The 20,818-nt window shown below is 40.6% G+C and carries 20 protein-coding genes, 2 tRNA genes and 1 pseudogene; 19 read left to right on the top strand and 4 right to left on the bottom strand.

Going from position 1 to position 20,818, the window contains the following annotated elements; genetic code table 11:
• Positions 1–240: 240 nt before the first annotated feature.
• From AAHJ11_RS09815 to AAHJ11_RS09775, 9 genes and pseudogenes are all read left to right on the top strand, one after another.
• Positions 241–600 (top strand): annotated as a pseudogene (locus AAHJ11_RS09815) (putative quinol monooxygenase); the annotation flags it as partial.
• 11 nt (positions 601–611) lie between these two features.
• Positions 612–1,436: a carboxymuconolactone decarboxylase family protein gene (locus AAHJ11_RS09810; protein WP_148364951.1), complete on the top strand. Its 825-nt coding sequence runs from the start codon at positions 612–614 to the stop codon at positions 1,434–1,436.
• Between the two features lie 42 nt (positions 1,437–1,478).
• On the top strand, positions 1,479–2,045 hold the full coding sequence (locus AAHJ11_RS09805; protein WP_148364952.1) for a sugar O-acetyltransferase: 567 nt from the start codon (positions 1,479–1,481) through the stop codon (positions 2,043–2,045).
• Positions 2,046–2,120: 75 nt separating this feature from the next.
• Positions 2,121–2,684, top strand: a complete 564-nt coding sequence (locus AAHJ11_RS09800) for a flavodoxin (RefSeq protein WP_148364953.1) — start codon at positions 2,121–2,123, stop codon at positions 2,682–2,684.
• 12 nt (positions 2,685–2,696) lie between these two features.
• The gene (locus AAHJ11_RS09795; protein WP_148364954.1) at positions 2,697–3,860 is read left to right on the top strand and encodes an aldo/keto reductase; all 1,164 of its coding nucleotides are present in this window, start codon (positions 2,697–2,699) and stop codon (positions 3,858–3,860) included.
• Positions 3,861–4,210: 350 nt separating this feature from the next.
• Positions 4,211–5,077, top strand: a complete 867-nt coding sequence (locus tag AAHJ11_RS09790; protein ID WP_235016832.1) for a DUF488 family protein — start codon at positions 4,211–4,213, stop codon at positions 5,075–5,077.
• A gap of 3 nt (positions 5,078–5,080) precedes the next feature.
• Complete coding sequence (locus tag AAHJ11_RS09785) at positions 5,081–5,908, top strand: hypothetical protein (protein ID WP_148364955.1); 828 nt, start codon at positions 5,081–5,083, stop codon at positions 5,906–5,908.
• Positions 5,909–5,911: 3 nt separating this feature from the next.
• Positions 5,912–6,802: a helix-turn-helix domain-containing protein gene (locus AAHJ11_RS09780; RefSeq protein WP_148364956.1), complete on the top strand. Its 891-nt coding sequence runs from the start codon at positions 5,912–5,914 to the stop codon at positions 6,800–6,802.
• A 95-nt stretch (positions 6,803–6,897) separates the two neighbouring features.
• Positions 6,898–7,899, top strand: coding sequence for an aldo/keto reductase (locus AAHJ11_RS09775; RefSeq protein WP_148364957.1), 1,002 nt, complete (start codon positions 6,898–6,900; stop codon positions 7,897–7,899).
• Positions 7,900–8,024: 125 nt separating this feature from the next.
• Here AAHJ11_RS09775 and AAHJ11_RS09770 read toward each other — a convergent pair.
• Together AAHJ11_RS09770 and AAHJ11_RS09765 are read right to left on the bottom strand one after the other, a co-directional pair.
• Positions 8,025–8,098 (bottom strand) — tRNA-Asp (locus tag AAHJ11_RS09770).
• 54 nt (positions 8,099–8,152) lie between these two features.
• A tRNA-Asp gene (locus tag AAHJ11_RS09765) sits at positions 8,153–8,226 on the bottom strand.
• Between the two features lie 419 nt (positions 8,227–8,645).
• Between AAHJ11_RS09765 and purU the strand changes: the two genes are divergently transcribed.
• The 10 genes from purU (at position 8,646) to AAHJ11_RS09715 (ending at position 18,936) form a co-directional block, all read left to right on the top strand.
• Complete coding sequence (purU, locus tag AAHJ11_RS09760; protein WP_004297049.1) at positions 8,646–9,503, top strand: formyltetrahydrofolate deformylase; 858 nt, start codon at positions 8,646–8,648, stop codon at positions 9,501–9,503.
• A complete protein-coding gene (gene hisH, locus AAHJ11_RS09755; RefSeq protein WP_148364958.1) occupies positions 9,503–10,093 on the top strand; it encodes an imidazole glycerol phosphate synthase subunit HisH in 591 nt (196 codons plus the stop codon). The genes purU and hisH overlap by 1 nt, the downstream gene beginning before the upstream one ends.
• 95 nt (positions 10,094–10,188) lie before the next feature.
• Positions 10,189–10,908, top strand: a complete 720-nt coding sequence (gene hisA, locus AAHJ11_RS09750; protein ID WP_148364959.1) for a 1-(5-phosphoribosyl)-5-[(5-phosphoribosylamino)methylideneamino]imidazole-4-carboxamide isomerase — start codon at positions 10,189–10,191, stop codon at positions 10,906–10,908.
• 103 nt (positions 10,909–11,011) lie between these two features.
• Positions 11,012–11,764 (top strand): imidazole glycerol phosphate synthase subunit HisF, encoded by a 753-nt coding sequence (gene hisF / locus AAHJ11_RS09745; protein ID WP_148364960.1) that lies wholly within the window; start codon positions 11,012–11,014, stop codon positions 11,762–11,764.
• Positions 11,765–11,943: 179 nt separating this feature from the next.
• The gene (hisIE, locus tag AAHJ11_RS09740; RefSeq protein ID WP_148364961.1) at positions 11,944–12,555 is read left to right on the top strand and encodes a bifunctional phosphoribosyl-AMP cyclohydrolase/phosphoribosyl-ATP diphosphatase HisIE; all 612 of its coding nucleotides are present in this window, start codon (positions 11,944–11,946) and stop codon (positions 12,553–12,555) included.
• Positions 12,556–12,595: 40 nt separating this feature from the next.
• On the top strand, positions 12,596–13,324 hold the full coding sequence (locus AAHJ11_RS09735) for a cell division ATP-binding protein FtsE (protein WP_004304028.1): 729 nt from the start codon (positions 12,596–12,598) through the stop codon (positions 13,322–13,324).
• A gap of 13 nt (positions 13,325–13,337) precedes the next feature.
• Positions 13,338–14,657 (top strand): aspartate kinase, encoded by a 1,320-nt coding sequence (locus AAHJ11_RS09730; protein ID WP_099146807.1) that lies wholly within the window; start codon positions 13,338–13,340, stop codon positions 14,655–14,657.
• A gap of 78 nt (positions 14,658–14,735) precedes the next feature.
• Positions 14,736–15,896: a diaminopimelate decarboxylase gene (lysA, locus tag AAHJ11_RS09725; protein ID WP_217721044.1), complete on the top strand. Its 1,161-nt coding sequence runs from the start codon at positions 14,736–14,738 to the stop codon at positions 15,894–15,896.
• Between the two features lie 141 nt (positions 15,897–16,037).
• Complete coding sequence (locus AAHJ11_RS09720) at positions 16,038–16,517, top strand: ferritin (RefSeq protein ID WP_099146809.1); 480 nt, start codon at positions 16,038–16,040, stop codon at positions 16,515–16,517.
• 154 nt (positions 16,518–16,671) lie between these two features.
• Positions 16,672–18,936 carry a sensor histidine kinase gene (locus AAHJ11_RS09715; RefSeq protein WP_148364962.1) on the top strand — a complete coding sequence of 755 codons (2,265 nt, stop codon included), beginning with the start codon at positions 16,672–16,674 and terminating at the stop codon, positions 18,934–18,936.
• A gap of 31 nt (positions 18,937–18,967) precedes the next feature.
• Here the strand turns inward: AAHJ11_RS09715 and AAHJ11_RS09710 are convergent, their stop codons facing one another.
• Positions 18,968–19,375, bottom strand: coding sequence for a DUF2721 domain-containing protein (locus AAHJ11_RS09710; protein WP_149939683.1), 408 nt, complete (start codon positions 19,373–19,375; stop codon positions 18,968–18,970).
• Between the two features lie 170 nt (positions 19,376–19,545).
• Positions 19,546–20,739, bottom strand: a complete 1,194-nt coding sequence (gene kbl, locus AAHJ11_RS09705) for a glycine C-acetyltransferase (protein ID WP_148364964.1) — start codon at positions 20,737–20,739, stop codon at positions 19,546–19,548.
• Positions 20,740–20,818: the final 79 nt, after the last annotated feature.

Raw genomic sequence — 20,818 nt, 5'->3', positions numbered from 1 at the left:
ATATTCTTTATCGCAAATATAATTCATTTTATTTGAATTATAGATGGCTTTATTACAGAATCGAGGATTTGGGTACAAATATCAGTAAATCATATACAAGCCCACTCATTTTATTGCAGTAGATTTGCAATCAAAAGTTTAACAATGAAAAGATAGAAGGTGATGAGAAAAATAATTCTAAGTGTTTTGTCTTTATTCGTTATGTTATCATGCTGTATGACAGGGAAAAAGGATACAAAACAACAGCCCGGAATGTGTGCCAAATTACCTATGGCGGCTGACGGTATTGTACGGCTATCGAAAATCGAGGTTTATCCGGAGTATCTTGAAGAATATATGAAATATGCGACCGAAGTGGGTGAAGTCTCCTTGCGTACTGAACCGGGAGTGCTGACTATGTATGCCGTCAGCGAAAAAGAGAATCCCGGCAGGATAACTATTCTTGAAACTTACGTGAGTCAGGAGGCTTATAAATCTCATATTGCATCGGAGCATTTTCAAAAGTACAAGCAAGGAACGCTGCACATGGTTAAGACTCTCGTACTCTCTGACCAAATGCCGCTTAACCCCGCAAATTGCATTAATAACTTCATTCAATAAACGAAATGATTATGAACAAACTCCTTTTATTTTCAGTATTTAGTATTTTAACACTCAATGTTATGGCACAAGAAAAGATAGTACAGACGGCAGGACGTGACCAGTTAGGAACGTTTGCCCCCAAGTTTGCGGAACTCAATGACGATGTTCTCTTTGGAGAAGTTTGGAGCCGCACTGACAAACTCGGTCTGCGTGACCGCAGTTTAGTAACCATTACCTCCCTTATCAGTATGGGAATCACGGACAATTCGCTCGTTTATCATCTTCAGTCGGCGAAGAAGAACGGCATCACCCGCACGGAGATCGCAGAGATTATCACTCATATAGGTTTCTATGCAGGTTGGCCGAAGGCGTGGGCAGCGTTCAATTTGGCAAAAGGAGTATGGTCTGAAGATATTGTTGGTGAGGATGCCAAAACAGCTTTCCAGCGTGAGATGATTTTCCCTATTGGCGAACCCAATACAGCCTATGCACAGTATTTTATTGGTAACAGTTATCTTGCTCCGGTTTCGCGCGAGCAGGTGAATATCTCTAACGTTACTTTTGAACCACGTTGCCGCAATAACTGGCATATTCACCGTGCAACGAAAGGTGGCGGACAGATGCTTATCGGTGTAGCCGGTCGAGGATGGTATCAGGAAGAAGGTAAACCGGCGGTAGAGATTCTGCCTGGTACGGTTATCCATATTCCTGCTAATGTGAAACACTGGCACGGGGCTGCTGCCGACAGTTGGTTTGCTCATCTGGCTTTTGAAGTTTCCGGTGAAAACACCTCCAATGAGTGGCTTGAACCGGTTACAGATGACGAGTATAACAAACTCGAACAGACGAAATGATGATTTCTGCTAATCCTGTTTTATCTTTTGAAAGGAAATACTATGACTACCGAGGAATTTAAGGAATATGTAAAGACGCGCAAGGCGCTTAATACAGAAGAAATACATCGTTTGATGGACGATATGAGTAATGAGGCAAGACGTATCACCTTCCAACTGAATACGGCATATCACACACCGGACGAAGTGCGCCGATTACTCTCCGGGTTGTTCGGTTATCAGGTGCCATCGTCGCTCCGGGTCTTTCCACCGTTTTATACGGATTTTGGTAAGAATATTACCGTTGGTGAGGGTGTGTTTATGAATGCCTGCTGTCATTTTCAGGATCATGGTGGTGTGACTATTGGTGACGGTTGTCAAATCGGGCATAATGTGGTTTTTGCTACACTTAATCACGGGTTGGCTCCGCAAGACCGTAAAACGACTTATCCTGCACCTATCGTACTCGGTAAGAATGTATGGATAGGTTCTAACGCGACGATTCTTCAGGGAGTGACTATCGGTGATAATGCTGTTGTTGGTGCCGGAGCTGTAGTGACAAAAGATGTGGAAGCGAATACGGTTGTGGGTGGTGTTCCTGCACATTTTATCAAAGTAATAGAAGAATGAGAAGCCTGTGGTGTTACTCCATCGTGATAATGTCTAAACTAATTAGTGATAAGAAATATTTAAAATCAAAATAAAATGAAACAGATTATATTCATATTTATGAGTCTCCTTTGCTTTAGCTGCTCATCAAAAGCGCAGAATCAGACAGCGGATACTAATGTACAGTCCGATAAGAAAATCCTGGTTGCCTATTTTTCTTGTACTGGAACTACAGAAAAAGTTGCCGATGCCATTGCAAAAACGATTGGCGGCAAACTTTACCGGATAACTCCCGTTACGGCCTATACCTCAGCAGATCTCGACTGGAACAATAAGAGTAGCCGTAGCTCAATTGAAATGACGACTGAAAATTCACGTCCGGAATTGGGTGGAGAAGCGCTTGATCTGAAAGATTACGACGTGGTATTCCTTGGTTATCCGATATGGTGGAATTTATGTCCGCGTCCGGTCAATACATTCCTTGAGAAATATGATTTCTCCGGTAAAACCGTTATTCCATTCGCTACTTCCGGAGGAAGCTCGATAACTAATAGTGTAAAACAACTCAAGAAACTTTATCCAAAAATTACATGGGGAGAAGGGCAGTTGTTGAACGGAAGCGTTAAACAAGCCGGAGAGTGGGCGAAAGGAGTAATATAAAAACGTAAATTTATGGAAGAGAACAATAAAATGAATATTAGCCGTCGCGGATTTCTCAAGGCGACGGCACTGGCGGGAGCAGCATTGGCTGTGCCAACTGGATTGGATAAGGTTTTTGCATCTGAAACGAAGCAACCCGAAACATCCCGTACTGACAATGAGTCTGCACGTATTAGAGAGCATCGGGTATTGGGTACAGGCAAGGCGGCTTTCGAAGTATCGGCACTCGGTTTCGGTGTGATGGGGATGACTTACAACCGCAGTCAACATCCGGACAAGAAACAGTGCATCCGCTTGTTGCATGAAGCGGTAAATCGTGGCATTACGCTTTTCGACACCGCTATTATCTATGGACCGCTAACAAATGAAGAACTGGCCGGGGAAGCATTATCCGAATTTAAAGGCCGGATTAACGTAACGACTAAATTCGGACATGAGGTAATTAACGGAAAAGCCACGGGGCGTCAGAACAGCCGCCCGGAAACCATCCGTCGTTATTGTGAAGAGTCACTCCGTCGTCTCCGACTCGATTCACTTCCCATGTTTTACCAGCACCGCGCTGATCCGGATACTCCGGTGGAAGAGGTAGCATCGACTATTGCCGACCTGATGAAAGAAGGGAAGGTGCAGCGTTGGGGAATGTGTGAAGTGAGTGCCGATACTATTCGCAAGGCTCATGCTGTATGTCCGCTCACAGCGATTCAAAGTGAGTATCATTTGATGCATCGTTTGGTGGAAGAAAACGGAGTGCTCGACACCTGTCGGGAATTGGGTATCGGGTTTGTTCCATATAGTCCGTTAAATCGCGGTTTTCTAGGTGGTTGTATCAATGAATACACGGTTTTTGATCCGAACAATGATAACCGCCAGACCTTGCCACGTTTTCAGCCGGAAGCGATGCGGATGAATACCCGTATCGTGAATGTTCTACAAGCTTTCGGCCGCACGCGAGGCATGACCTCGGCGCAAGTAGCACTCGGCTGGCTGTTGCAGAAAGCACCTTGGATCGTACCCATTCCCGGAACGACGAAACTGTCACATCTCGAGGAAAACCTATACACATTGTCTTTGGCTCTTTCGCCCGAGGAGTGGAAAGAATTGGAGGATGCCGTTGCAGCTATTCCTGTTATAGGAGACCGGTATAATGCAGAACAGCAACGGCAGGTAGGTCGTTGAGAATCTCTTTTCTTTGTTATATAGAACTTGGAACAGGATAAGCATTTATTATCAACAAAAAAGGAGAATGATTTTACTCATTCTCCTTTGCGGTGCGTACGGAAGATGAACCTTTCTTCTATTCTTCACGTACTCAATATCTTAGCAAGCTCTTAATTCTTTCCCCCACTAATAACCCCACATGTGCAATTCTTTAGATTGCATGGTGTTGCGGTGGTTGTTTGAGTTGGTGCAAAGATAGGCGTTTATTATAGAGTAATAAAATAAAAGAGCCATATTTAACACGAAAATGCAGAGAGTTTTCTTACTTTTGCAATATGTTATATTACAGAAGAAAAATATTATTAGCATTGATTGAAGCATTTGGTGGTCATTTGACTGCCAAACAGCTTCAGAAATATTTGTTTCTTTTTACAAGGAAACAAGAGGAAAAAGCATTTGATTTTATTCCTTATTACTATGGTTGTTTTTCATTCCAAGCAAATCAGGATATAATGACATTGGCTAAATTGGGCTACTTAAGTATTATAAAAAGCGAGAATGGTCGTAGAATACAAATTTGTCAACCCAATAATTATTTGATGATGCTTGATATGTTTGAACAGCAAGCTATAAAAGAAATAAAAGAAAAATTTGGTTGTCTATCTCAAAACGAGTTAATTCGTTACACTTATATCAATTTTCCTTATTACGCAACAAAAAGTACAATAGCAATTAATTTGCTAAATGAGGAAGAATTAGCAGTAATAGATAAGCAAAAAAGAACCTTTGCAGAGCCTCAATTATTCACTATAGGATATGAAGGACGCTCTTTAGAAAAATACATTAATATTCTTCTCGTGAATGATGTACATATTCTCTGTGATGTCCGCAAAAATGCCTATAGTCAAAAATATGGATTTTCAAAAAGTCAATTAGAGAAAGCATGTACAGGAGTAGGTATAAAATATATCCATATACCGCAACTAGGAATAGAATCAGAACAAAGACAAGATTTAAAATCACAAAAAGATTATGAAATTCTTTTTGAGTCATATGAAAAATCTACCCTAAAAGAAAATTGGGATTATCTTTTATATGTCCGAGAATTGATTGATACAGAGAAACGTGTAGCTTTAACTTGCTTTGAAGAAAGTCACAAACAATGCCATAGAGGAAGAGTTGCGAAATATTTAATGCAACTACCTGACATAACTTACACCCTTAAACATCTATAAAACATGCCTACAACTCGAGTTCTAATTGCTGTAAAAACATATCCTACTCTATCGGAAAAATACGATGAATTAGTTTGTACTGCTGGTTTCTTGGAAGATGGCACTTGGATAAGAATATATCCTATTCCTTTTCGTAAATTAAGTTATGATAAGAGATATAGTAAATGGCAGTGGATAGAACTTGATTTGGTTAAAAACACAAGTGATTTTAGGAAAGAAAGTTTTCGTCCTGCAAATATAGATAATGAAATAAAAATAGTAGGAGAAATTGGTACAAAAAATGGCTGGGCAAAAAGAAAGTCTATTGTTTTAAAACATGTCCGTTATAATATGGCTGAGCTTATTGAAGAAGCTAAAAATCCCCAAATAGGAACATCATTAGCCGTATTTAAACCTCAAAGAATTATTGATTTTGTTTGGGAAGAATCTACAAGAGAATGGAATAAGCAGAAATTAGATGCTGTATATGCCAATCAAGCCCAACATAGTTTATTTGATGTAGAAGAAACTAAAAGAATATTCAAAGTAGCTAAAAAATTGCCTTATGAGTTCTCATATAAGTTTATATCAGAAGATGGTAAAGAACGAAAACTCATGATTGAAGACTGGGAATTAGGAATGCTTTATTGGAATTGCCTTGCAGCTGCTAATGAAAACGAACAAGTTGCATGTGAAAAAGTAAAAGAGAAATATTTCACAGAATGGTGTAAAAAAGATATATACTTCTTTTTAGGGACAACTAAGAAATTCCATAATGTAGGTACTAATCCTTTTATTATTATCGGAACTTTTTATCCACCCAAGGAGTTACAATTAAGAATTTCTTTTTGAAATATGTCCGAAAGTATTCCACAGTTCTATAAAAGAATCCAGCGTTGTGACCCTCAACTGGGTACAACTTACTCTAAAGAGAAACCATATTTCAATGTTCTTTCCCGACAATGTAATTTTGGGACAGTACAATTCAGTTACAGAGATTTTTATAAAGTCACATTGATTATTGGTGTGGGAAAATTATATTATGCAGATAAATGGATTTTAGTAAATCGTCCTGCTATGTTATTTTCTAATCCTTTAGTCCCTTATGCTTGGGAATCAATCAGTGAAGAACAGAAAGGAATGTTTTGTATATTTAATGAGCAATTTGTACAGTCAGAAGACAAGAACGGCTCTTTGGCTAATACACCATTATTCAAAGTTACTGGAGATAAGGTTTTCTTCTTGAATGACGAACAAGTTGCCAAAGTCATGGATATATACAGACAAATGCAGGAAGAAAATCAATCAGATTATGCAAAAAAATCTGATGTCTTACGCTGCTATCTTCATTTACTGATACATACAGCTTTGAAAATGCAGGAGTCGAATAAAAATGAATCACATCCGAATGCTTCGCAACGTATTACCGAATTATTTATAGAATTATTGGATAGACAATTTCCTGTTGATTATCCACATTCAGTATTGAGTTTGCGTACTCCTGCCGATTATGCAAACCGTTTGTCTATACACGTTAATCATTTAAATAAAGTGGTAAAAGATACTACTGGAAAAACTACCTCTACAATGATTGCGGAAAGAATAATCAAAGAATGTACCCAGTATTTATTACATAGTAATTTTTCTATTTCAGAAATTGCTTATAGCTTGGGATTTGAAAATATAGCCTATTTCAGTAAATTCTATCGTAAGCACACAGGAAAATCGCCAAGCGAAATTAGATAACAACAATTATTTGATTTGTGCAAATGATGCTTTGAATAGTGTTAATCAGCCATATTTCCATTACCTAATTTTGTACCGATTAAAAAATATAAATAATGAAGTACAGAAAATTAGGCAAAACAGAAGTAAACCTATCCGCTATCGGATTGGGTTGTATGGGAATGAGTGCTGCGTATGGAGTAGCCGATGAAAAAGAAAGCATTAAGACATTGCATCGTGCTTTAGAACTTGGCATTAATTTTTGGGATACTGCGGATGTGTATGGAAATGGTGCTAATGAAGAATTGCTATCCAAAGTGTTAGCAGAAAAAAGAAATCAGATTTTTATTGCAACAAAATTTGGTTTTCGCTTACGCAATAGTCAAGGTAGTGTGTTTGCCGGTGGTGAAAGTTATGTGGATGCTTCTCCAAAGTATGTAAAACAAGCTGTAGAGAACAGCTTGAAAAGATTAAATATTGAAACTATAGACTTGTATTATGCGCATCGGATTGATCCCACAATACCAATCGAAGAAACTGTTGACGCTATGGCAGAGTTAGTAAAAGAGGGTAAAGTACGCTACTTGGGATTAAGTGAATGTTCTTCTGATTCGTTGAGAAGGGCTTGTGCCGTTCATCCCATAGTTGCGGTTGAAAGTGAATATTCTTTATTGACCCGCGATGTAGAAAAGGAGATTTTGCTATTGACGAAAGAATTAGAAGTAACTTTAGTCCCATTTTCACCGTTAGGCAGAGGGCTGTTGACAAATACTGTCAACGTAAACTCTTTGGGAGAAAATGATTTCCGCAAACACCTACCACGTTACAATGGCATATATTGGGAGAATAACCGAAAGTTGGTTACTGAATTTGCAGAAATGGCGGAAAATAAAAATATAACTTCTGCCCAACTAGCTTTAGCTTGGATATTGAAACAGAGCGAGAATATTATACCTATACCAGGTACGAAACGTATCAAATACCTGAATGAGAATATAGAAGCTGTCAATATAGAGTTATCTAAAGAAGATATTGAAAATATAGAATGCTTATTAAGAAAGTATCCTATCATTGGAGATCGATATAATGAATTAGACTTCAATTTTGTGAATAAATAATCTTTTGTTCAGAAGATTCTACGAATAAGCCATATGAATACTGCCTGAAGCTGGATTGTAGAAAAAAGCAAAGCTCTGAAATCTTTGAATTTCAGAGCTTTGCTTTAATTTAATATTTGCTTTCGCGGTGCGTACGGGACTCGAACCCGTGACCCCATGCGTGACAGGCATGTATTCTAACCAACTGAACTAACGCACCAAATTTTAATTGGATTAACTCATTTCTATTCTCTTTGCTTCTTAATGAAAGAAGCGGTGCGTACGGGACTCGAACCCGTGACCCCATGCGTGACAGGCATGTATTCTAACCAACTGAACTAACGCACCAGAATTTCAATTTATTAATCTGCATCTCTCTCGATTGCGGGTGCAAAGGTAGTTGTTTTTTGTAAACCTGCAAGCGTTTTGAGAAAAGTTTTTTTCAAGAAAAAACGAGAAAAATGCTTAGTGTCTCATTTTGAGTACTTTTGTAATGAAAAAAATATTCGTTTTTCTTCAGATCGGATAGTGACGGTATCCGGTCATTATAGTGACGCTATCACGATGGAATACCGTCACTATCCTAAAGTTTGTCATTCTTTTCATTGAAAATAACTCCCGATATCTTTCTATCTGTAAGAAATCACCGTTTTTATATCAACTTTCTGCTTGAATAATTCGTAATTTTGCAATAAATCGTTATTTTTGCGGACTAAAATTAGAAAGGTGGAAAATAATCCGCCTAGAATCGTTAATTAGTAAAAAGAATGATGACAACAGCCAAACTGTTATTGCACTGTCCCGACAAACCGGGAATCCTTGCGGAAGTGACAGACTTTATTACGGTAAACAAAGGAAATATTATCTATCTGGATCAGTATGTAGATCATGTAGAGAACATCTTCTTCATGCGTATTGAATGGGAACTGAAAGATTTTCTGGTTCCGCAGGAAAAAATTGAAGATTATTTCAGAACACTCTACGGGCAAAAATATGAAATGGATTTTCGTCTTTATTTCTCTGATGTTAAACCGCGTATGGCTATTTTTGTATCCAAACTGTCACATTGTCTTTTCGATATGCTAGCCCGGTATACGGCAGGAGAGTGGAATGTAGAGATACCTCTTATTATAAGTAACCATCCGGATTTGCAGCACGTAGCAGAGCGCTTTGGAATTCCTTTCTATCTGTTCCCTATCACTAAGGAGACGAAAGAAGAACAGGAACGCAAGGAGATGGAGCTGCTTGCCAAACATAAGATTACATTTATCGTATTGGCACGCTATATGCAGGTGATCTCCGAACAGATGATTAATGCTTATCCGAATAAGATTATCAATATTCATCACTCTTTCCTTCCTGCGTTTGTAGGGGCGAAGCCTTATCACGCAGCTTTCCAGAGAGGGGTGAAAATTATTGGTGCAACTAGTCATTATGTAACGACAGAACTGGATGCCGGACCGATTATTGAACAGGATGTAGTGCGCATTACTCATAAAGATGCTATTGAAGACCTTGTAAATAAAGGAAAGGATTTGGAAAAAATCGTTCTTTCGCGTGCAGTGCAGAAGCACATCGAGCGCAAAGTTTTGGCTTATAAAAATAAAACAGTAATATTTAGCTGATGAAAGTAGCAGTTGTAAAATACAATGCCGGCAATATTCGTTCTGTGGATTATGCTTTAAAGCGGTTGGGGGTAGAAGCGGTGATTACTGCTGATAAAGAAGAACTCCAATCGGCTGATAAAATTATTTTTCCCGGAGTGGGAGAGGCGGAAACTACCATGAACCACTTGAAAGTAACGGGACTGGACGAACTGATTAAGAATCTCCGTCAGCCTGTATTTGGAATTTGTCTTGGCATGCAGTTGATGTGCCGGCATTCCGAAGAAGGAGAAGTCGATTGTTTGAATATCTTTGATGTGGACGTGAAACGTTTTGTCCCGCAGAAACATGAAGATAAGGTGCCGCACATGGGATGGAACACCATTGGGAAAACGAATAGCAAATTGTTTGAAGGGTTCACCGAAGAAGAGTTTGTCTATTTTGTGCATAGCTTCTATGTGCCGACCTGCGAATTTACTGCTGCTACAACTGACTATATTCACCCGTTCAGTGCTGCACTGCATAAAGATAACTTTTATGCTACCCAGTTCCATCCGGAGAAAAGTGGCAAGACAGGAGAGAAGATTCTGACAAACTTTTTAAACCTCTAAGATGCATATCTTAGTTTCTAAAATAGATTAGAGATACCCGAAAGCGTATGCAGCTAAATAATTAAATAGTAAATTGTCAAATAGTAAATAAACAGATGATAGAAATTATTCCAGCCATTGATATTATTGACGGAAAGTGCGTACGCCTTTCCCAGGGAGATTACGATAGTAAAAAGGTGTATAATGAGAATCCGGTGGAAGTTGCTAAGGAGTTTGAAGCGAATGGTGTTCGCAGGCTTCATGTGGTAGACTTGGACGGTGCTGCTTCTCATCACGTTGTTAACTATCGGGTGTTGGAACAAATTGCTGCACGCACTTCTCTCGTTATTGATTTTGGTGGAGGAGTAAAGAGTGATGAAGATTTGAAAATAGCTTTTGAGAGCGGTGCGCAGATGGTAACCGGAGGAAGCATTGCGGTGAAAGATCCGGAATTATTCTGTCATTGGCTGGAAATATACGGCAGTGAGAAGATTATTTTGGGGGCAGATGTGAAAGATCATAAGATAGCCGTCAATGGTTGGAAAGATGAAAGTGCCTGTGAACTTTTTCCATTTCTCGAAAATTATATAGATAAAGGTATACGAAAAGTAATCTGTACGGATATTAGCTGTGACGGAATGTTGAGTGGCCCTTCTATTGATTTGTATAAAGAGATGCTGGCAAAATTCCCTGACCTTTATCTGATGGCTAGTGGCGGGGTGAGCAAGGTGGATGATATTGTTGCCTTGGATGAGGCCGGTGTTCCCGGAGTTATTTTCGGTAAGGCATTATATGAAGGACATGTCACTTTACAGGATTTGAGAATCTTTCTATAATGAGCGTATCGGAATAAATAAGATGCCTTTATTATAAGGGAGATAAGAATCAAGCTTCAGGAATATAGATTATAAATTGTTGAACAATAAATAAAATAGGATTGTGTTAGCAAAAAGAATAGTACCTTGTCTGGATATAAAAGACGGACAAACCGTTAAAGGAACGAATTTTGTCAACTTGCGCCAAGCCGGTGATCCGGTGGAGTTAGGCCGTGCTTACAGTGAACAGGGAGCAGACGAACTTGTTTTTCTGGACATTACTGCAAGCCATGAAGGACGTAAGACTTTTACAGAATTGGTAAAACGGATTGCTGCTAATATCAATATCCCATTTACCGTAGGTGGTGGAATCAATGAATTAAATGATGTAGACCGTCTGCTGAATGCAGGAGCGGATAAGATTTCTATCAATTCTTCCGCTATCCGCAATCCCCGGTTGGTTGACGAAATTGCAAAGAATTTCGGCTCACAGGTTTGTGTGTTGGCTGTGGATGCTAAACAGACCGAAAATGGTTGGAAATGTTACCTGAACGGAGGGCGCATCGAAACGGATAAAGACCTGTTCGAGTGGACTAAAGAGGCACAGGAACGCGGAGCAGGAGAAATACTCTTCACAAGCATGAATCACGATGGTGTAAAAGCCGGTTATGCAAATGAAGCACTTGCTGCTTTAGCGGATCAGCTCTCCATTCCCATCATAGCTTCGGGAGGTGCGGGCTGTAAGGAGCACTTCCGTGATGTCTTTTTACAGGGAAAGGCAGATGCTGCATTGGCTGCCAGTGTTTTTCACTTCGGAGAAATTAAAATTCCCGAATTAAAATCGTATCTTTGCGGCGAAGGAATTACCATCAGGTAATTGCTGTGCTGCAAAAATTAGCCTATAGGCTGCGGCGAAGGAATTACCATCAGGTAATTGCTGTGCTGCAAAAATTAGCCTTTAGGCTGCGGCGAAGGAATTACCATCAGGTAAAAAAAACATTCGTAGGCGATAGATAGTAATTGTAAATTGAAATAGTAATTAGAACTTATATAAAAATGGAATTGGATTTCGATAAAATGAACGGACTCGTTCCGGCTATCATACAGGACAACGAGACACGTAAGGTCTTGATGCTGGGTTTCATGAATAAAGAAGCTTATGATAAAACGGTAGAAACCGGAAAAGTAACATTCTTTAGCCGTACGAAGAATCGTTTATGGACAAAAGGTGAAGAAAGCGGTAACTTCCTTCATGTTGTATCTATAAAGGCCGATTGCGACAATGATACATTACTGATTCAAGTAGAACCGGTAGGCCCTGTGTGTCATACAGGCACAGATACTTGTTGGGGGGAGAAAAACGAAGAACCGGTCATGTTCCTGAAAGAATTGCAGAACTTCATAGACAAGCGTCACGAAGAAATGCCCGAAGGTTCTTATACGACCAGTCTGTTTGAGTCGGGAATCAATAAGATCGCTCAAAAAGTAGGTGAGGAAGCTGTGGAAACAGTGATCGAAGCAACGAACGGTACTGACGAACGTTTGATCTACGAAGGAGCCGACCTCATTTATCACATGATTGTATTGCTTGCTTCAAAAGGCTATCGCATTGAAGATCTTGCACGTGAACTGCAGGAAAGACATAGCAGTACATGGAAGAAGCATTAATAAGTAAAGATTAGAAATTAAAATTAAAACGGGAGTCGGCATGGATGACGGGGCGTTGATACAATATAAGAACGTAGAAATCCATCAACAGGAACTCTGTGTGCTAAGTGATGTAAATCTGGAATTGCACAAAGGAGAGTTTGTCTATTTGATCGGAAAAGTAGGCTCGGGAAAAACGAGTCTGCTCAAGACTCTTTATGGCGAACTGGATGTAATTGACGGTGAAGCGGAAGTGCTGGGCTATAATATGCGATCTATCAAACGTAAGCATATCCCGCAGCTGCGCCGCAAATTAGGCATTGTATTCCAGGATTTTCAGTTGCTTACAGACCGTACTGTATATAATAACCTGGAATTTGTGCTTCGTGCCACAGGCTGGAAAAACAAACAGGAGATACAGGATCGCATTGAAGAAGTGCTTCAACTGGTAGGAATGTCCAACAAAGGTTATAAACTTCCGAACGAACTTTCCGGTGGCGAACAGCAGCGCATTGTGATTGCACGTGCCGTACTCAATTCTCCGGCTATCATCCTGGCGGATGAACCTACCGGAAATCTGGATGTAGAGACAGGTAAAGCTATCGTTGAATTGTTGCACAATATCTGCGAATCCGGCTCATCGGTAGTGATGACGACGCACAATTTGCAACTGCTGAAAGATTATCCGGGCAGGGTATATCGTTGTGCCGACCATCAGATTGTAGATGTGACCGATGAATATATGCCCAGACAGAGAACAATAGAAATAGATTTAAATATAGATAACTAAAACAGTAACGAAAATGAAAGTTTTAAAGTTTGGAGGAACTTCCGTAGGTTCTGCTCAGCGCATGAAGGAAGTAGCCAAATTGATTACCGATGGTGAACAGAAGATTGTTGTTCTTTCTGCTATGTCAGGAACAACAAACACATTGGTGGAAATTTCGGACTATCTGTATAAGAAGAATCCGGAGGGTGCCAACGAGATTATTAATAAGCTGGAAGCAAAATATAAACAGCATATTGATGAGCTTTTTGCAACCCAGGAATATAAACAGAAAGGTCTTGAAGTTGTCAAATCCCACTTCGACTACATCCGCTCCTATACTAAAGACCTTTTCACTTTGTTCGAAGAGAAAGTGGTTTTGGCACAGGGAGAGCTTATTTCTACGGCGATGGTAAACTTCTACCTGCAGGAATGTGGTGTGAAGTCCGTGTTGCTTCCGGCTTTGGAATTCATGCGTACTGATAAGAATGCAGAACCGGACCCCGTATATATTAAGGATAAGTTACGTGCTCAACTCGATCTTTATCCGGATACGGAGATCTACATTACGCAAGGTTTCATCTGCCGCAATGCTTACGGTGAGATAGACAACCTGCAACGTGGTGGTAGCGACTACACCGCTTCTCTGATCGGTGCAGCAGTGAACGCTTCCGAAATCCAGATCTGGACAGATATCGACGGTATGCACAATAACGACCCGCGTATTGTTGACAAGACCGCTCCGGTGCGTCAGCTTCATTTTGAGGAAGCAGCCGAGTTGGCTTACTTCGGTGCAAAAATTCTGCACCCTACTTGTATCCAGCCGGCTAAATATGCCAATATCCCTGTCCGTCTGTTGAACACAATGGATCCGGAAGCTCCGGGTACACTAATCTCCAACGATACGGAAAAAGGTAAGATCAAGGCAGTAGCTGCAAAAGATAACATTACTGCTATCAAGATCAAATCCAGCCGCATGTTATTGGCTCACGGTTTCTTGCGTAAGGTGTTCGAAATCTTCGAAAGTTATCAGACATCCATCGATATGATCTGTACGTCAGAGGTCGGTGTATCTGTTACGATAGATAACACGAAACATCTTAATGAGATTCTGGATGACCTGAAGAAATACGGAACAGTAACCGTTGATAAAGGAATGTGTATCATCTGTGTTGTAGGTGACCTTGAATGGGAAAATGTCGGTTTTGAAGCAAAAGCACTCGATGCGATGCGCGATATACCGGTGCGAATGATTTCGTTTGGGGGAAGTAACTATAATATCTCCTTCCTCATTCGGGAGTGCGATAAGAAAGTAGCTTTACAATCGTTGAGCGATATGCTTTTCAACGGCAAGTAATTCCATAAATAACACGAGCGCTTTTACCGAACTGATAAAAGCGCTCTTTTTTAACCAACTAAACAAGTTTTTCGAATTATGAAGGGAATATTTCCAATCGATAAATTCCGCACTTTGCAGACACCTTTCTATTATTACGATACCAAAGTGCTGCGTGATACATTGTCGGCTATTAACCATGAGGTTGCCAAATATCCTAATTATTCAGTGCATTACGCTGTCAAAGCAAATGCCAATCCGAAAGTACTTACTATCATCCGTGAGAGCGGAATGGGGGCCGACTGTGTGAGCGGTGGAGAAATCCGCGCCGCTATCCGTGCAGGATTCCCGGCCAATAAAGTCGTTTTTGCAGGAGTAGGTAAAGCGGACTGGGAAATCAACCTCGGGCTGGAGTACGGCATCTTCTGTTTCAATGTAGAGTCTATTCCCGAACTGGAAGTAATCAATGAATTGGCTGCTGCTCAAAATAAGGTGGCTAATGTTGCTTTCCGTATCAATCCGGATGTAGGCGCACATACTCACGCAAATATCACTACCGGTTTGGCAGAAAACAAATTCGGTATCAGTATGCAGGATATGGACAAGGTGATAGATGTGGCACAGGAGATGAAAAACGTAAAGTTTATCGGCCTTCATTTCCACATTGGTTCGCAGATTCTGGATATGGGCGATTTTGTAGCTCTCTGTAATCGTGTTAATGAATTACAGGATAAATTGGAAGCTCGCAGAATTCTGGTAGAACATATTAACGTAGGAGGTGGTTTGGGTATTGACTATGGACATCCCAACCGTCAGGCTATCCCGAACTTCAAAGACTATTTTGCTACCTATGCCGGGCAACTGAAATTGCGTCCTTATCAGACGTTACATTTTGAATTGGGGCGTGCTGTTGTAGGACAGTGCGGTTCCTTAATTTCTAAAGTTCTGTATGTAAAACAAGGTGCTCGGAAGAAATTTGCCATCTTGGATGCTGGCATGACCGATCTTATCCGTCCGGCTCTGTATCAGGCATTCCATAAAATGGAAAATATTACTTCCGAAGAACCATTGGAAGCATACGACGTGGTAGGACCGATCTGTGAATCGTCGGATGTTTTCGGAAAAGCGATTGACCTGAACAAAGTGAAGCGTGGTGACTTGATAGCCCTTCGCTCTGCCGGTGCTTATGGTGAAATAATGGCTTCCGGATATAACTGCCGTGAACTGCCGAAAGGATATACCTCTGACGAACTGGTGTAAGTAAAAAGTGAACCGATACAATCAAAGTGTGAATGTAGTTTAAAAATGTAGGGTGCGTGGAACAATTTTAACTGAAAGCTTGTTATTTTTGTAATGAGTTCAAAAAGAAACTACATTAACAACTTAATAAAAAATACGATTATGATTTCAGAAAAATTACAGAATGCAATTAACGAACAGATTACTGCTGAAATATGGTCTGCTAACCTGTATTTAGCAATGTCTTTCTATTTCGAGAGAGAAGGTTTCAGTGGATTTGCTCATTGGATGAAAAAGCAATCTCAAGAAGAAATGGGACATGCTTATGCCATGGCAGATTATATTATCAAGCGTGGAGGAGCTGCTAAAGTTGATAAAATAGATGTTGTTCCTAACGGATGGGGTACTCCTTTGGAAGTATTCGAACACGTTTACAAACATGAATGTCATGTTTCTCAATTGGTAGACAAGCTGGTAGACGTAGCTGCTGCTGAAAAGGATAAAGCGACACAGGATTTCTTGTGGGGATTTGTTCGTGAACAAGTAGAAGAAGAAGCTACAGCACAAGGCATTGTTGACAAGATCAAGAAAGCCGGTGATACCGGAATTTTCTTTGTAGACTCACAATTGGGACAGCGTTAATGATGCTACTCTGAAAATAGTTCTTTAATATATTATAGAAGCTGCCTGAATTCCAGTTCGGGCAGCTTCTTTTTTTTCACTTATTTGGCTTATGTTCGAAAATAAACTACCTTTGTATTACGAGTCAGAGAGAAATTAATCCCGGTTATTATAAATGAATGGTTTGAACAGAGGAATTATAAGATTGCTCCTTTTATCTTTATTGCTCCTTTTAGGGGTGAGTAGTTGTTCTCAAAAAGAGGAACGACGTATTTTAGTTGTCCACTCTTATGAGGAAACTTATGCAGCTTATCCGGAATTTAACCGGATGATAGCGGAGCAATTTGAAAAAGAGAAAATTGATGCTGATATTCGTACCGTTTATTTAGACTGTGAATCTTATTGGGAGGAACCGGAACTGGAACGGATGCGCTTTCTGGTTGATTCCGTTTCGAGAGACTGGCGACCGGAAGTGATTCTGGTGAATGAAGACCAAGCCACTTATTCATTGATGAAATGTGGAATTCAGTTGGCGAAAGAAGTGCCTGTGGTTTTTGGTGGTGTCAATTATCCGAATTGGGGATTGTTGAAACATCATCCCAACGTGACAGGTTTTCATGACAAGATAGCCTTTAATGAGAATATCAGTGTGGCAAAAGAGCTCTTCGGTGAGCACGTCCGTTTGTTTACCATGCTCGACACTACCTATATCGACAAACAAATCAGAAGAGATGCAAAGGAGCAGTTTAAAGGATGTAAAGTGACCGGATTCATAGATAATCCTGAACTTTCTCCGGAAGAACAGATACGTTTGGTGCAGGAAGAAGGTTATACCCGCTTCATGGCTATTCCTTTGCGTAATGCCAGAAATCATTCGGATGCCACTTTTATGTGGGTTTTAAACAGGAGCTATCGCGACCAATGTTATATTCAGTTGAAACGTGATTACACCACTATTAATATTGGAAGCATCTGCGGTAGTCCCAGTCTGACAGCCATTAATGAAGCCTTTGGGTTTGGTGAGAAGTTGTTGGGTGGATACATCACTTCGCTACCTATTCAGGTAGAAGAAGAAGTGAAAACTGCCGTTCGCATATTACATGGTACAAGCCCCTCGGATATACCCATTGTTGAAAGTCGGAAAGAGTATGTCGTAGACTGGAATACAATGAAACAAATTGGATTGGGCAAGGAAAGTATTCCTGCAAAATATAGCATTATTAATATTCCGTTCAGAGACAAGTATCCATTTCTTTGGGGAACTTTAGTCGCTTCACTAATTCTTTTCCTGACATTTCTTTTTGCTTCGCTTTGGTGGTTATACCTTCGGGAACAGACGAGAAAAAAACAGGCGCTTATAGCATTGGCTGATGAAAAAGAAACATTGTCATTAGCTATTGAGGGTGGAATGACGTATGCTTGGAGATTGGATAACGGTTGTTTTGTTTTTGAAGATGCATTCTGGTCGTCGCAAGGGCTGAATCCTAGACAACTTTCGTTTAAGGAATTCATGAGCTTTATTCATCCCGATCATTGGGAAGGAGTGAAGTTCAACTGGCAAAATCTGAAAACAGCCCAAAAGAAAGTAGTACGGGAGCTTTGTAACTTCGACGGTAAAGGATATCAGTGGTGGGAGTTCCGTTATACTACTAAACAGCTACCGGGTGGCGAATATAAAACAGCAGGTTTGCTGCTCAACATACAAGATATAAAGGATCGTGAAGAGGAACTGGAAGCTGCGCGCTTGCTCGCTGAAAAGGCAGAATTGAAACAATCCTTCCTGGCAAATATGAGCCATGAGATACGTACTCCGCTTAATTCGATTGTTGGTTTTGCCAATATTCTGGCATTGGAAGATGGGTTGAGTTCCGTAGAACGCGAAGAATACATCGGTACCATTAACAAGAACAGCGAGTTGCTGCTCAAACTGATTAACGATATTCTGGAGCTTTCCCGTATCGAATCAGGCTATATGTCTTTCTCATTCAAGAAATGTAGGGTGAGAGAGCTGATTGATGACATTTATATGACTCACCAGGTATTGATTGCTCCACGTCTGGAATTCCTGAAAGAAGTGGATAATATACCTTTGGAGATTAATGTGGATAGGGAGCGTTTGATACAAGTTCTAACAAACTTCTTGAATAACGCCAGTAAGTTTACGGAAACCGGGTATATCAAATTAGGGTATATTTATCTGCCGGATGAAGGTAACGTGCGGATTTATGTAGAAGATACCGGAAAGGGTATTCCACGTGAAGAACAACGGATGATTTTTAGCCGTTTTTACAAACAGAACGAATTCTCACAGGGAGCAGGATTGGGACTTTCTATTTGTCAGGTGATTATAGAAAAGTTGGGTGGAAGGATTGAACTCAAATCCGAAGTAGGCAAGGGAAGTCGCTTTACGGTCATCCTTCCTTGCCGGGTAGTGTCTTGATAAAAACTAATGGAAGGGAATGCCAACCGTATTATTTCTTGTTTTTCCCTTTCTCCATTGTTCCCAGGTAAATCTCCAGTGAACGGGTGGAAATCTGTATTTCGCGGAAAGATACGCCTAGAGAAGCTATCAACAGAATCAGTGCCAGTCCGAATACGTAAGCGGAAAATAATTGCAGTCCGATATAAATAAGAAACATACTGACTACGCAGAGAAAAAGGCTTGCAATACCCAGTCCTTGCATTGTACGGGTCAGATTCAACCGTTTCCGTAAATTCTCGATTTGAGCTTCAGTGATATCCGAAGGGTTTTCCACGTAGCGGTCACGTAGTTGGCGCACAAGTTGGGCATACGATAAGAAACGGTTGGTATAAGCTAGTAAAATCAATGAAACTGCCGAGAAAAGCAGGGTAGGAGTAGTGAGGGTTAATTCTTCCATAATCTTTTTATAGTTAAGCAGCGGTTCAAAATTCATTTAATAAAAGAGATTTTTTAGGCACGGATTACACGGATTTCACGGTTTTTAGAAATATGCTTGCATAAAGCAACAGCGTAATCCGTGTAATCCGTGCCTAAAAATGGATTCTGCAAGGAAACCTTGCTTCGGAGTTATTCCGTTTTCAATACGTTAAGCTCTTTACCTACCTTGATAAAGGCAGCGATACACTTGTCAAGATGTGCTTTTTCGTGTCCTGCAGAAATCTGTACACGGATGCGGGCCTGATCTTTCGGCACTACCGGATAGTAGAAACCTGTCACATAGATCCCTTCTTCCTGCATGCGTGCAGCATAAATTTGAGACAGTTTCGCATCATACAGCATTACCGCACAAATAGCACTTTGTGTCGGTTTAATATCAAATCCGGCAGCCGTCATCTTATCACGGAAGTAGTTTACATTTTCAACCAACTTGTCATGCAGTGCATTGCTCTCTTTCAGCATCTTGAAAACTTCAAGACTTGCACCGATGATACCCGGAGCCAATGAATTGGAGAACAAATACGGGCGGCTGCGTTGACGGAGTAAATCAATGATTTCTTTGCGTCCGGTGGTAAATCCTCCCAGTGCACCGCCGAAAGCCTTACCCAACGTTCCTGTGTAAATATCTACACGTCCGTGAGTCTTATACAACTCGCTTACGCCATGACCAGTGGCACCTACCACACCGGCAGAGTGAGATTCGTCCACCATTACCAACGCATCGTATTTCTCGGCAAGATCACAAATCTGATCCATCGGAGCTACATTGCCGTCCATTGAGAACACACCGTCCGTAACAATAATACGGAAGCGTTGTGCCTGCGCTTCTTGCAGACATCTTTCCAGGTCTTTCATGTCAGCATTGGCATAACGGTAACGTTTCGCTTTGCAAAGACGTACCCCGTCAATGATAGAAGCGTGGTTTAGCGAATCCGAGATAATGGCATCCTCTTCGGAGAAAAGCGGTTCGAATACACCGCCGTTAGCATCGAAGCAGGCAGCATACAGAATCGTGTCTTCAGTCTGGAAATAGTCCGAGATAGCAGCTTCCAGTTCTTTGTGTATATCTTGTGTTCCACAAATGAAACGGACAGACGACATTCCGTATCCACGGTTATTCATCATTTCCTGTGAAGCCTTGATTAATCGGGGATGATTGGACAATCCTAGATAGTTGTTTGCGCAGAAGTTTAATACTTCCTTACCTTTTACAGTGATGGCAGCTTGCTGCGCACTTTCAATCAGTCGTTCTTCTTTATAAAGTCCGGCTTCCTTGATTTCAGCCAATGTTTGGCGGAGATATTCTTGCATTTTACCGTACATAGTGTTTGGGTGATTAAGTTATATTGCAAAGGACACAATTTTTCTTGGAATAACAATGTCTTTTTGATTAAAATCTGAA

Origin of the sequence: Bacteroides sp. 90-K9/2, assembly GCF_047310725.1 — a bacterium.
Lineage (GTDB): Bacteria > Bacteroidota > Bacteroidia > Bacteroidales > Bacteroidaceae > Bacteroides > Bacteroides vicugnae.
The sequence above is the reverse complement of the archived record's forward strand: the minus strand, read 5'-3'. Positions and strand labels throughout refer to the sequence as shown.

What these genes read in the sequence shown, in the direction of transcription:
- AAHJ11_RS09715 (WP_148364962.1), top strand. Translation starts at nt 16,672, where the DNA reads ATGAATGGTTTGAACAGAGGAATTATAAGATTGCTCCTTTTATCTTTA.
- AAHJ11_RS09810 (WP_148364951.1), top strand. Translation starts at nt 612, where the DNA reads ATGAACAAACTCCTTTTATTTTCAGTATTTAGTATTTTAACACTCAAT.
- AAHJ11_RS09780 (WP_148364956.1), top strand. Translation starts at nt 5,912, where the DNA reads ATGTCCGAAAGTATTCCACAGTTCTATAAAAGAATCCAGCGTTGTGAC.
- hisIE (WP_148364961.1), top strand. Translation starts at nt 11,944, where the DNA reads ATGGAATTGGATTTCGATAAAATGAACGGACTCGTTCCGGCTATCATA.
- AAHJ11_RS09735 (WP_004304028.1), top strand. Translation starts at nt 12,596, where the DNA reads ATGGATGACGGGGCGTTGATACAATATAAGAACGTAGAAATCCATCAA.
- kbl (WP_148364964.1), bottom strand. Translation starts at nt 20,739, where the DNA reads ATGTACGGTAAAATGCAAGAATATCTCCGCCAAACATTGGCTGAAATC.
- AAHJ11_RS09730 (WP_099146807.1), top strand. Translation starts at nt 13,338, where the DNA reads ATGAAAGTTTTAAAGTTTGGAGGAACTTCCGTAGGTTCTGCTCAGCGC.
- AAHJ11_RS09710 (WP_149939683.1), bottom strand. Translation starts at nt 19,375, where the DNA reads ATGGAAGAATTAACCCTCACTACTCCTACCCTGCTTTTCTCGGCAGTT.
- AAHJ11_RS09800 (WP_148364953.1), top strand. Translation starts at nt 2,121, where the DNA reads ATGAAACAGATTATATTCATATTTATGAGTCTCCTTTGCTTTAGCTGC.
- hisH (WP_148364958.1), top strand. Translation starts at nt 9,503, where the DNA reads ATGAAAGTAGCAGTTGTAAAATACAATGCCGGCAATATTCGTTCTGTG.
- lysA (WP_217721044.1), top strand. Translation starts at nt 14,736, where the DNA reads ATGAAGGGAATATTTCCAATCGATAAATTCCGCACTTTGCAGACACCT.
- AAHJ11_RS09795 (WP_148364954.1), top strand. Translation starts at nt 2,697, where the DNA reads ATGGAAGAGAACAATAAAATGAATATTAGCCGTCGCGGATTTCTCAAG.
- hisA (WP_148364959.1), top strand. Translation starts at nt 10,189, where the DNA reads ATGATAGAAATTATTCCAGCCATTGATATTATTGACGGAAAGTGCGTA.
- AAHJ11_RS09785 (WP_148364955.1), top strand. Translation starts at nt 5,081, where the DNA reads ATGCCTACAACTCGAGTTCTAATTGCTGTAAAAACATATCCTACTCTA.
- AAHJ11_RS09775 (WP_148364957.1), top strand. Translation starts at nt 6,898, where the DNA reads ATGAAGTACAGAAAATTAGGCAAAACAGAAGTAAACCTATCCGCTATC.
- AAHJ11_RS09720 (WP_099146809.1), top strand. Translation starts at nt 16,038, where the DNA reads ATGATTTCAGAAAAATTACAGAATGCAATTAACGAACAGATTACTGCT.
- AAHJ11_RS09805 (WP_148364952.1), top strand. Translation starts at nt 1,479, where the DNA reads ATGACTACCGAGGAATTTAAGGAATATGTAAAGACGCGCAAGGCGCTT.
- purU (WP_004297049.1), top strand. Translation starts at nt 8,646, where the DNA reads ATGATGACAACAGCCAAACTGTTATTGCACTGTCCCGACAAACCGGGA.